Source organism: Psychrobacter pocilloporae, from assembly GCF_029872915.1.
GTDB lineage: Bacteria > Pseudomonadota > Gammaproteobacteria > Pseudomonadales > Moraxellaceae > Psychrobacter > Psychrobacter pacificensis.
Window position 1 is genome coordinate 2,714,148 of sequence record NZ_PGFT01000001.1, and the last position, 11,402, is coordinate 2,725,549.

The following is an 11,402-nucleotide window of genomic DNA, read 5'->3' on the forward strand; positions in this document are numbered from 1 at the left end:
AATAAGATTAGCGAGGCTTATATGGCAAAAATACTGATTGTAATTGGCATCGTGTTAGTGGTTGTCGGGGTCATTTGGCTGGTTTTTCCCAATGCCTTTTCGTGGTTCGGCAATCTGCCAGGCGATATCAAACACACCTCAGGCAATACACGGGTTTATTTTCCAGTGGTCACTATGGTAGTTATCAGTGTTATCGCGACCATCGTGTTAAATTTATTCAATCGTTAACCTGAAAAACACTCCCTATAGTCAACTTACTTTAAACCGAGTCAGTGCTACTGGGAGGTTGTTTGTGCCGCATCGAACGATAGCAGCACGTAAGCAAGATTTATACCAGTAGCCCGTAATAGTTGATGGTTTGATTCTGTTTATTACTGACCATACTACAAAAACGCCATCACCCCCTGCCAGCCCACACGCAGCCCTAGTACGGTGAGAATCACTAAAATAAGCTGACGAAAACGCGCTTGTGGCAAATAACGACGTAGACGAATTCCGACTAAAAGCGTAACAATAGATATCACACTGAGCAAGGCAATCAGCTGCCACTCACCGCTACTCAATGCCATGATAGGCTCACGCAACACGATAATTTGTGCCACTTTGCCTAAGAAATAACACATGTTACCCACTTTAGCGATGGTGTTTTTATCGTCACTGGCAGAGAGCAGATACATCATCAGGATGGTCGACATCGCATTGGTTGAGCCGCCAATGACGCCTGCACCAAAACCAACAGCAATCAACATGGGCTTCGTATCTGGTAAGCGGATTTGTTTGCCCAGCATGCTACTGGTGACATAAAAACCAATGACCGCCGCCAGCATCAATAGGATATAAGCACTATCGACCCATAGCAGTAGCTTCGCACCTAGAATACTGCCTAGTAAACTGGTAAGCGCAAGCAGCCAATAGCGTCTGCCATAATAAATGAAGTTTTGCCAAACACTGCGCTCACCACCTGCTAGCCAAGTCATGATATTAACCACTAGCGAGGGGAAAATCACCAATACAATGGCATATGGCAATGGGTACATGCTAGCAAGCGCGGTAGTCGTGACGAGCGTCGCACCAAGTCCGCTAATACCGTGTAGCAGCGATGCCAGCGCAAAAATGAGCGTCAGCACTAGCATCTGAGTGCTATCGTCACCAGCTATATTAGTCATATTGTTTATACCATTTGAGGCTCAGCGCCTATATTTATACCACTAGCTGTTTTGACATTGAGCGATTGTTTCACCAATAATACTGGCTAACTGCTCAGCGATCTTGTCTTTGCTGGCTTTGTCTAACGTTATCGCATCACGCTCATAGCGCTCAGAGAAAAATACCTGCATGGCATTATCGTCACTAGCAAAACCAATATCTGCCCGTGAGACATCGTTACAGGCAATCATATCTAGCGCTTTTGCAGCTAGCTTACCACGCGCATAACGCTCGACATCCTGTGTTTCTGCGGCAAAACCAACGACAAACAGTTCTGGATGAGCAAGAGAAATCGTCGCTAAAATATCAGGGTTTTTAACCAAGCTGAGATTCATAGCATCTTGTGTCTTTTTAATTTTTTGCGGTGCGGCTTCTTCAGTACGATAATCTGCTACTGCGGCGGTCGCGATAAAGATATCTGCCTTTACGAATTGGTGTTCAGTATAAGCCTGCGGTAGTTCATGCTCATCACCGCAACCACAATCGCCATGATGGTCATGGGTGTGAGAATGACTATGTTCATGTGCGTGTTCATGTGCGTGCTCATGAGAATGGTCATGCTCATCTTCAAGATCCAATTGAAGCTCGCTATGCGTACCATCCACACATTGCTGGGCAGCGATCAGCATATCTTTGGCAGACAGCACATCAATTCGTGTGACATTAAGTGGCGTGGGCAATGCCACTTTACCACCAGCGATTAGGATCACCTCTGCGCCAGCCGCCACGCAAGCTCGTGCCAACGCAAAGCCCATTTTTCCTGAAGAATGATTGGACAAATAGCGCACAGGATCAATTGCTTCTACTGTAGGTCCTGCGGTAATGACCACTCTTTTGCCTGCTAATAATTGCGGCGTCGTGTTCATTGCTTTGAACAAGAGTACCTCAGCTAACAACTGCTCAGGCTCAGGCAGCCGCCCTGCGCCCACGTCACCACACGCTTGTTCACCGCTGGCTGGCTGGATAATCTGATAGTTCATATCACGTAGGGTTTGTACATTCAGATTTACCGCAGGATGCGCCCACATCTGCTGATTCATGGCAGGAGCGATAATGACTGGTGCGGTTGTGGCAAGGCACACTGTGGTCAACAAATCATCAGCCATTCCCATAGCCAGACGTGCGAGCGTATTGGCGGACGCAGGGGCAATGACAATTAAGTCCGCCCATTTAGCCAGCTCAATGTGCCCCATCCCCGCTTCTGCCTGCTCATCGAGTAATGAGACATGCACCTCGTTACCCGTCAACGCTTGCAGAGTCAGCGGTGTGATAAATGCTTGTGCGCCTATCGTCATAATGACGCGCACATCAAAGCCTGCCTTAATCAACAAGCGGGCAAATATAGCAGATTTATAAGCGGCGATACCGCCAGTAATAGCAAGCACAATATTGGACATAAGCGTAGCATCAATAAAAAAGTGAAAAGATAAAATTGCGCTTATAGTAACAACTATGAGATAAATTGGGTAAAATTTTCCGTATTTACCTCAGATAACAATTAGCAATTTATTCTTAAGGAGTGGCAATGGCGATTAAAGACTGGCATGAGGATGACAGACCACGCGAAAGATTATTGAAATTCGGTGCCGCTCACTTATCTGATGCGGAGATACTGGCCATATTTTTACGTACGGGTACGCAGTCACAGTCAGCGATTGAGCTCGCGCGTCATTTGATCGATCAGTTTGGCAGCCTAGCTGAGCTGCTTGCCGCACCGCAAAAAACCGTTCTTGCTTGTCATGGGATCGGTCCCGCCAAGTACGCTCAGATATTGGCATCGCTTGAGATGGGCACACGTTATCTGGATAGTAAGCTAAAAACGGGGCAAGCACTTGGGCGCTCGCAAGTGGTCAAAGATTATATCAGCACCCAGTTACGCGGTGAGCATCGTGAAGTATTTGCTGTCCTCTGTCTGGACAATGCGTTGAACCTGTTAAACTTTGAGATACTGTTCACAGGTGGCATCTCATCGTGTTCCGTCTGTATCAAGCATGTACTCCGGCACGCACTAAGCCATGCGGCTAGCCAGCTCATCATTGCGCATAACCATCCTCATACCGATGCCAAGCCCTCAGCTGCTGACAATCTACTGACCTATGAGCTAAAAAAAGCGTGTGACCTACTAGATATCTCACTGGTCGATCATATCATCGTTGGACGTAACGATACCTTATCTTATGCCGAAAGCAATCTGATACCTTTTGGTTAGTTCATGACACTGACCACTCAACTGGTCAGCAAATTTGAGCTACTTGGCAAACCCTACTCATTAGAATCTATTGGGTATGATACCTGATACATATTATCGACACAGCGTAGCACTTTGGCTATTGATAGTCATCAACATCTGTTTCATATTAGTAGCTTGTTCTATGGCAGCTGACGCAGTACGCTTTTGTTTTAGCCGTATACAGTATAAGAGTCTGCTAGCAGCACCAAGGTTACTTATGCTGCCAACTATTATATGGATAGAACTGTTTGTTATAAGACACAACAATAATCATAACGGTTCATATCTTTTTATTTTCTTATATTTCACACTTTTTATTTAGTATCCCACAGGAGATAGTCATGGCAATTGGCTTGTTTATTTTGGCAGTCATCATTCAATTAGCTGTGGTCTTGGCCATCTTTTTGCTGTCCTTATCACGAGTCACGGGCAGTATTGTTGCCTTGATCACCGTCATTGTTACTGCCATTATCAGTCCATGGTCGCTCCTCTTAGGGGTGCCCATCGCGCTGCTTTGTTTGGTTTTACTCATCACTCCACTGCGCCAATCACTCATTACCAAACCTGTCTATAAGGCTTTGGGTGGTGCAATGCCTAGTATGAGTGATACGGAGCGTGAAGCACTGGATGCTGGTACCAGTTGGTGGGAAAAAGAGCTGTTTATGGGAGCGCCAAATTGGGAGGCTTTTGCCAATTACCCTTATCCAAAGCTCTCAGAGGAAGAGCAAAGCTTCATTGATAACGAAGTAGAAACGCTATGCGCTATGCTCGATGAATGGCAAATCCAGCACAAAGATAAAGAGCTTTCACCTGAAGCGTGGCAATTTATCAAAAGTAATGGCTTTTTAGGTTTAATTATTCCAAAAGAGTTTGGTGGTCTAGAATTTAGCTCTTATGCGCAAAGCCGCGTGATGAGTAAAATCGCGTCGCGCTCACCGACTGCGGCAGTGACCTGTATGGTACCCAATTCGCTCGGTCCTGGTGAGCTACTAATGCACTATGGCACGGACGAGCAAAAACAGCGCTGGCTACCGGGTCTCGCCAAAGGTGATGAAGTACCTTGCTTTGGTTTAACGGGTCCTGAAGCGGGCTCTGATGCAGGTGCGATCCCTGATACAGGCGTCGTCTGTTATGGCACGCATGAGGGCGAGCAGGTACTTGGTCTGCGTATGAACTTCTCCAAACGCTGGATTACATTAGCACCTATCGCTACTGTCGTGGGTTTGGCTTTTAAGATGCATGATCCTGAAGGGCTGCTTGGAGATCCCAACAAAACCGATTATGGTATCACCTGTGCACTGATCCCTGCCAATCATGAAGGGGTGGTCACGGGCCCACGTCACAACCCAATCGGCTCGCCATTTATGAATGGTACGGTCGATGGCAAAGATGTCTTTATCCCCTTAGATTACATCATCGGTGGTGTCGAAAACGCTGGTCGCGGTTGGCGTATGCTGATGGAGTGCTTGGGCGTGGGTCGTGGTATCTCCTTGCCTGCTCTATCGACCTCAGCCAGTGAAATGACCTATCTGTCTGTCGGTGCATTTGCAAAAGTTCGCGAACAGTTCAAAATATCAGTCGGTAAATTTGAAGGTGTACAGGACGCCACCAGTCGCATGGCAAGTAACACTTATATGTTAGAAGCGTTCCGTCATTTGGTAACTTGCGGGTTAAACCAAGGCGGTACGCCATCAGTCATGACTGCAATGGCAAAATATTATGCGACCGAAACCATGCGTAGTGTGGTCAATGATGGTATGGATGTCGTTGGTGGTCGTGCCGTACAGATGGGCCCACGTAACTTCTTAGCGATACCTTATCAAGCAATTCCTGTATCTATCACTGTTGAGGGTGCCAATATTTTGACCCGCTCGCTGATGATTTTTGGTCAAGGCGCGATGCGTTGTCATCCTTATCTATTCGATGAGCTGCAACTGCTACAGAGTGAGGATAAAAAAGCGGCAACCCAAAAGTTCGATACGCTGTTCTTCAAGCATTTAGGCTATACCTTTAATCGCGGTGCAAAAGCCTTTATCGCAGGTTACGTCGGTGGTAGTGATAATGCGCCACGTTTTGCTGATGCCTTTACTCGTCCTTATTACAAGCATATCAACCGCCTAAGCGCAAGCTTTGCCCTAACTGCAGATATGGCGTTAGGACTGTTAGCAGGGGATCTAAAACGTAAAGAGATGCTGTCTGGTCGCTTAGCGGATATTCATAGCTACTTATTTATCGCGACGGCTATTTTGCAATTTTATGAGCATGGTAGTAAATCCGAAGCTGAGCGTTTACATGCCAAAGTTGCACTCCAAAACAGCTTATATACGATTCAAGAAGCTTTTGTGTCTTTCTTTGCCAACTTCCCTAATCGTATGGCCGCCAATGTGGTGAGCTTTGTGACTTTTCCAAGTGGCCGTATCTTTACGCCAGCAAGCGATGAGCTAAAACGTCAGCTGGGTGATACCTTTATGGATGATTTTTCTGCCAACCCATTCCGCGATTATCTCAAAACCATGGTTTACTACAATACCGACCCAGATGATGTGACAGGCCGTATGGAGCATGCTTATCAGACCTTGGTTGAGATCGAACCACTGTGGCAGAAGTTTAAAAAGGCAGAACATAAGGATAGCTTTGAAGGCCTAACCTTCGAAGACCATGTGGTACATGCGAGCCAAAACGGCGGTATTACTGAAGAAGAGGCAGAAGTGCTGATTCAATACAATGCCATGCGCTTTGATTCATTATTAACCGATGTATTTGATAAGCATCTATCAGAAGCTCAAGAGCGCGATAATCCACATACGCTCGAAAATGCAGTCAATCAACTGACCAATTATGCTGAGCTAAAAAAAGAAGTAAAAAACAAAAGTAGCGTATCGACTGACAGTGAGATGCCAGTCACGCATGAGTTAAATGATACGACAAATACAGAACCACAGACTGGTGATGCCAATCCTAATCACGGCTATGAGAGCGATGGTGATGTAGAAATGGTCAGTGAGCAAGATACTGTGAAAGAAATCAAGTCACAGGCGAATTTTGAGAAATCAAATCCTGAAGCCGAAGCGCTTGAGCATCGTTACCGTGATGCAGAGTCACACCTCAATGAGCGTATGAGTAACAACCACAGTCGCCGCATTGCTCCACATGATGAGGTCGACGAAAGCGCAAGTGACAAACACCATCAAACCTTAGATGATCAGACGCATCTGCCGCGCGAACGTGAAGAAGATGATAAGGTATAACTAAAAGGTCAATTCAAACGCGTAAACTCATGAGTATCGTGATTATTCATGACGATAAATATAAAACTTCAAAAGCCAGACTGTCCACACGTGACAGTTTGGTTTTTTTTGGAGTTGCCAAAATGTAAACGTATTTTATGACATCAAAGTGATAACACTGGCTTAATATCAATAGTTTGATATATCCATTTACCCTAAAAACTCTTTCATGAATATATTGTTTCATATCAGAAACAAACCGTTTACAATAAATAATCACTATTTTATGGGCACATAGTTGTGACAGGGATTGTTCTCTTGGAATAAAATGATAAAAAAATCTTGCAGTGCCCTTAACTATTCTTTTATATTGTCCTCGAAAATGTGACATCAAGCGACAATCACAAGAACTTAATAGTCATAACACGCATTATAGTTAGATTGGCAAACACGGTCACATAGATTTGGGTGACACTGACTATAGCGCTGTTATGCACACAAAGGATATGGATATGTGGAAAAATATGGGACTGACAGGCAAGATTATCGTTGCCATGGTGCTCGGTATCATACTGGGTCTATTTTTAAACTACTCAGGATTGAATGGCGAAGGCAGCTTCGTTAATACTTATATCACAAATGGTGTCTTTGCTATTATCGGCAAGCTATTTGTTAACTCGCTAAAAATGTTGGTCGTACCTTTAGTACTTATCTCACTGATTTGCGGTGTGTGTGGCATTGGTGATATCCGTCTGCTAGGACGTATTGGTACCAAAACATTTATGATCTATATGATGACAACCGCGCTTGCTATTGCAACGGCGATTGGATTGGGTGTGCTATTTGGTATCGGTAAAGGCATGAATATCGAATCCGAAGCCACGTTTGAAGCTGCATCAGCGCCGCCACTGCTTGATGTATTCTCAAACATTATCCCCTCAAATCCCATCAGTGCGATGGCAAATGGCGACATGCTATCGATTATTTTCTTTGCCATTCTAATCGGTATCAGTATTTTGATGGTGGGTAAACCTGCCAAAGGCTTGGTTCAGAGTCTAGAGCTTATCAATGAAGTCATCTTGAAGATGGTGACCATCATTATGAACCTAGCCCCTTATGGTGTATTTGCACTGTTAGCCAAGGCGATGTCTGAGCTAGGCTTTGAGTTAATTTTGTCACTGCTAAGCTATATGGCAGTATTGGTTGGGTCTTTGGTCTTCCATTTCTTCGTTACTATGATGATTGTACTAAAAGTCTCTTCAGGTCTATCTATCAAGACCTTTTTGGCAAAAATGCGCGAAGTACAAATCTTTGCGTTTAGTACGTCAAGCTCAAACGCAACTATTCCGATTACCTTGCGTACCGTTACTAAGCGTATGGGTGTGAATAACTCAGTTGCTTCGTTTACCGTTCCTTTTGGTGCCACCATCAACATGGATGGTACAGCCATCATGCAAGGGACAGCGACCATCTTTATTGCCAATATTTATGGGATTGATTTGGGCGTGACAGAATATCTAACCGTTATCTTGATGTCAGTACTGGCCTCTATCGGTACGGCTGGTGTCCCTGGTGTCGGCTTGATCATGCTATCGATGGTATTTGCGCAAGTTGGCTTGCCAATCGAAGGTATTGGCTTGATCTTGGGTGTGGACCGTATCCTTGATATGTTACGTACGGCTGTCAACGTGGGCGGTGATGCTGCCGTGACAACTATCGTAGCAAAATCAGAAGGTAAAATGGATCTGGCGCTATACAACGATCCTAACGCTGGTGCTAAAGACGTGTTCGATGGTCACATCGATGAAGAAAACGAGCGTGAATTCTCTAAAGTCATGAATGATGGCATCATGGGTAGTGAGTACGATGACGTTGATCGTCGCCACTAATCATCTCTGCTAGATAGACATTCATAAAACAAAAAACCTCAGTCACATTGGCTGAGGTTTTTTGTTGGATAACGTATTTGGTTACTCTCATTTAGCCAAAAACGTATTTGGTCAACATTGCCAAACACACCAGCACAATCATCGGACGAATCAGCTTACTACCGCCCTTGACGACCATATGTGAACCAAAATAGGCACCGATGGTTTGTCCCACCATCATTGCCAATCCCACTTTCCACAACACATTGCCACCCAAAATAAAAAATATCAGTGAGCCGATATTGGTCGATAGGTTCAACACTTTTGCGGTGCCTGTCGCTTCAATAATCTGACGACCACGTAGTGCCACATTACCCAGCGCAAAAAACATCCCTGTGCCGGGTCCAATATACCCATCATAAAAACCAATCAACGGGGCCACCCCTTTTTGCCACTTACCCTCTGATATACGGGGAGCGGCCTCTACCTCACCAAGCCTAGGGGCAAATAAGGTATAAATACCGATAGCGGCAATCAAAAAAGGGATCAGTTTTTCAAGCAAATCAGGTGGTGACATCTGCACCGCAATGGTACCCAAGACAGAACCGATAAACGCGGCAATAATAGCCACTTTAATACGCTGCGGTTTGACGACGCCCTTTTTTATCATGGTAACAGACGCAGCCAATGCACCTGACGCCGCTTGTAGCTTATTGGTGCCAAGCGTGAGCACTGGAGGGATATTGGCCAGTAGCATGGCAGGTATGGTCAACAGACCGCCGCCGCCAGCAATCGCATCAATAAATCCTGCCAATGCTGCGACAGCCGCAAGCATCAAAATAATCTCTAGTGAGAAGGTTAAGTCCATAATACTGACCTACAAAATATGGTGATAGGTGATAAAAGAAAAGAAAGCCTCAGATACTAGGCTAAAAACTTACTAATGACACTACTATCGTTGGTAATAGCTATTGTTGATAGTAGTAGTGATGAGACGATAAATTCCCTGAAAACTTCTTAAGACATGAGATAACGTCATAATGCGTCGATCATTATAGATATAAAACCGCAAAAAAAGCCAAAAACGTCACAAAGTCTGCTAGATTTAGCCAATAGCGTTCCAAATCTCTCATATAACGGACAATTTGTTAAAAAGATTTAACGACTTACAACTATTTTGCTCATCGCAGCGCCTTTATAATGTCACTATCATTGAGACGATATAATGGGCTAATGGCGTTATTTCAGCGTATTTTATTGTCTATATTAATAAGAGTGTGAGAAACTGTTTTTGTCTGCTTGCTATATCGTCATGAATAATAGCGTGGATATTTGAGATTATTTAGTAAATTGTACTTAGGAGATGAGGATAATATGGCAATACGAAGGATTAAGGCATTTTTTGAATTTGAGGCAGCAGGCGGTATCGTCTTAGCACTGGCTGCCGTTGCTGCAATGATCATTGCCAACTCCCCTCTTAATGTTTGGTACGAAGGTTTTATTCACGCACCAGTTGCCATTCAAATTGGTGAGTTTGCCATTGCCAAAGATGCTCACCACTGGATCAATGATGGTCTAATGGCCGTTTTCTTTTTCTTGGTCGGGCTTGAGCTCAAGCGTGAAGTATTGATTGGTGAGTTGTCTAACGTCAAGCAGATTATCCTACCAGCTGGTGCAGCACTGGGCGGTATGATCATGCCTGCGATTGTTTATCTACTCTTTAACTACAATGAGCCTGAGTTTTGGAAAGGTTGGGCCATTCCTGCGGCAACAGATATTGCTTTTGCGCTTGGTATTTTGAGCCTTCTTGGCAACCGTGTACCCAACTCTCTAAAAGTCTTTTTGGTCTCTATTGCTATTTTTGATGATATCGGTGCGATTTTGATTATCGCTCTGTTTTATACCAGTGAGTTGTCACTAGAGTCGTTAGCTTTGGCTGGCCTATGTCTGCCATTCTTGTACCTTCTTAATCGTCGTAACGTCACTAGCATCACGCCTTATCTACTTATTGGTATTATCATGTGGATTGCAGTGCTCAAATCGGGTATCCATGCAACATTGGCCGGTGTGGTCTTAGCACTATTTATTCCTATGTTTGACCGCACTGATCCTGAGCACTCTCCGCTTGAAGAGCTAGAGCATGACCTACATAACACCGTCGCCTTTGGTATTTTGCCAATATTCGCTTTTGCCAACTCGGGTATCTCACTCGAAGGCGCAGGTCTTGCTGAATTATTCCATTCAGTACCACTAGGTATTGCCGCAGGTCTGTTTATCGGTAAGCAGTTGGGCGTCATGATTATGTGCTGGTTAATCTTTAAGCTTGGTATCTCAACCATGCCAAAAGGTATGAACTATAAGCAAATCTACGGCGCAGCGCTATTGTGCGGTGTTGGTTTTACCATGAGCTTATTCATTGGTAGCTTGGCGTTCGCTGGCGACACCACTATGTTTGATGAGCGCTTGGGTATCATCATGGGTTCTATCGTTTCTGGTATCGCAGGTTACATCATGCTCAAAGTGAGCTTGAAAGATAATGTCAGCGGCACATCAGTCGATTTGACTCGCTCTCATTAATAGCAAAACGAGTGACTTATGAGCCTATTAGCTTATAAGTCGCTTTTTATTATCTGCAAAAACTTTTAATGAAAAATGTGTATTCAGCCAAGGTTGATTATTGTTAATGAACCCGCTGTAGCATTAGCAATAATTGTCATGTCGGCAGACGAGAATATCCAATACATCGTGCCTGCCGTATCGTTAGGGCGAAAGACGCGCGTGTAAGACTGCCGTTCTTATCTGATGAAATATATGACCTAAAATCTCGTATCAGTACGATACAAAGACAACGAGAGTCATTGAGTCCATCAA

At 44.5% G+C, this 11,402-nt stretch carries 8 protein-coding genes; 5 read left to right on the plus strand and 3 right to left on the minus strand.

Features of this window, described 5'->3' with window-relative positions; all coding sequences use genetic code 11:
* The first annotated feature begins 21 nt into the window (after window positions 1–21).
* Window positions 22–228 carry a DUF2905 domain-containing protein gene (locus tag CUR83_RS11620; protein ID WP_071002974.1) on the plus strand — a complete coding sequence of 69 codons (207 nt, stop codon included), beginning with the start codon at window positions 22–24 and terminating at the stop codon, window positions 226–228.
* A gap of 155 nt (window positions 229–383) precedes the next feature.
* On the opposite strand, the gene CUR83_RS11625 is transcribed toward CUR83_RS11620, so the two are convergent.
* Both CUR83_RS11625 and coaBC read right to left on the minus strand, forming a co-directional pair.
* Window positions 384–1,166, minus strand: a complete 783-nt coding sequence (locus tag CUR83_RS11625) for a sulfite exporter TauE/SafE family protein (RefSeq protein WP_284719699.1) — start codon at window positions 1,164–1,166, stop codon at window positions 384–386.
* A 42-nt stretch (window positions 1,167–1,208) separates the two neighbouring features.
* On the minus strand, window positions 1,209–2,603 hold the full coding sequence (gene coaBC / locus CUR83_RS11630; protein WP_093069285.1) for a bifunctional phosphopantothenoylcysteine decarboxylase/phosphopantothenate--cysteine ligase CoaBC: 1,395 nt from the start codon (window positions 2,601–2,603) through the stop codon (window positions 1,209–1,211).
* A 128-nt stretch (window positions 2,604–2,731) separates the two neighbouring features.
* Here coaBC and radC point away from each other — a divergent pair, with 128 nt between their 5' ends.
* The 3 genes from radC to CUR83_RS11645 all read left to right on the plus strand — a co-directional run bounded on the left by radC (window position 2,732) and on the right by CUR83_RS11645 (window position 8,552).
* Window positions 2,732–3,415 (plus strand): RadC family protein, encoded by a 684-nt coding sequence (radC, locus tag CUR83_RS11635; RefSeq protein WP_093069282.1) that lies wholly within the window; start codon window positions 2,732–2,734, stop codon window positions 3,413–3,415.
* Between the two features lie 362 nt (window positions 3,416–3,777).
* Window positions 3,778–6,684 (plus strand): acyl-CoA dehydrogenase, encoded by a 2,907-nt coding sequence (locus CUR83_RS11640; protein WP_284719700.1) that lies wholly within the window; start codon window positions 3,778–3,780, stop codon window positions 6,682–6,684.
* A gap of 491 nt (window positions 6,685–7,175) precedes the next feature.
* The gene (locus CUR83_RS11645; RefSeq protein WP_093069278.1) at window positions 7,176–8,552 is read left to right on the plus strand and encodes a dicarboxylate/amino acid:cation symporter; all 1,377 of its coding nucleotides are present in this window, start codon (window positions 7,176–7,178) and stop codon (window positions 8,550–8,552) included.
* Window positions 8,553–8,643: 91 nt separating this feature from the next.
* Here CUR83_RS11645 and CUR83_RS11650 read toward each other — a convergent pair whose 3' ends face one another.
* Window positions 8,644–9,399: a TSUP family transporter gene (locus CUR83_RS11650; protein WP_093069277.1), complete on the minus strand. Its 756-nt coding sequence runs from the start codon at window positions 9,397–9,399 to the stop codon at window positions 8,644–8,646.
* 506 nt (window positions 9,400–9,905) lie between these two features.
* Between CUR83_RS11650 and nhaA the strand changes: the two genes are divergently transcribed.
* A complete protein-coding gene (gene nhaA, locus CUR83_RS11655) occupies window positions 9,906–11,108 on the plus strand; it encodes a Na+/H+ antiporter NhaA (RefSeq protein ID WP_071002969.1) in 1,203 nt (400 codons plus the stop codon).
* Window positions 11,109–11,402: the final 294 nt, after the last annotated feature.

Excerpts from the sequence above, each read along its gene's own strand:
- CUR83_RS11645 (WP_093069278.1), top strand. The coding sequence starts at position 7,176 with ATGTGGAAAAATATGGGACTGACAGGCAAGATTATCGTTGCCATGGTG.
- CUR83_RS11640 (WP_284719700.1), top strand. The coding sequence starts at position 3,778 with ATGGCAATTGGCTTGTTTATTTTGGCAGTCATCATTCAATTAGCTGTG.
- CUR83_RS11650 (WP_093069277.1), bottom strand. The coding sequence starts at position 9,399 with ATGGACTTAACCTTCTCACTAGAGATTATTTTGATGCTTGCGGCTGTC.
- radC (WP_093069282.1), top strand. The coding sequence starts at position 2,732 with ATGGCGATTAAAGACTGGCATGAGGATGACAGACCACGCGAAAGATTA.
- CUR83_RS11620 (WP_071002974.1), top strand. The coding sequence starts at position 22 with ATGGCAAAAATACTGATTGTAATTGGCATCGTGTTAGTGGTTGTCGGG.
- CUR83_RS11625 (WP_284719699.1), bottom strand. The coding sequence starts at position 1,166 with ATGACTAATATAGCTGGTGACGATAGCACTCAGATGCTAGTGCTGACG.
- coaBC (WP_093069285.1), bottom strand. The coding sequence starts at position 2,603 with ATGTCCAATATTGTGCTTGCTATTACTGGCGGTATCGCCGCTTATAAA.
- nhaA (WP_071002969.1), top strand. The coding sequence starts at position 9,906 with ATGGCAATACGAAGGATTAAGGCATTTTTTGAATTTGAGGCAGCAGGC.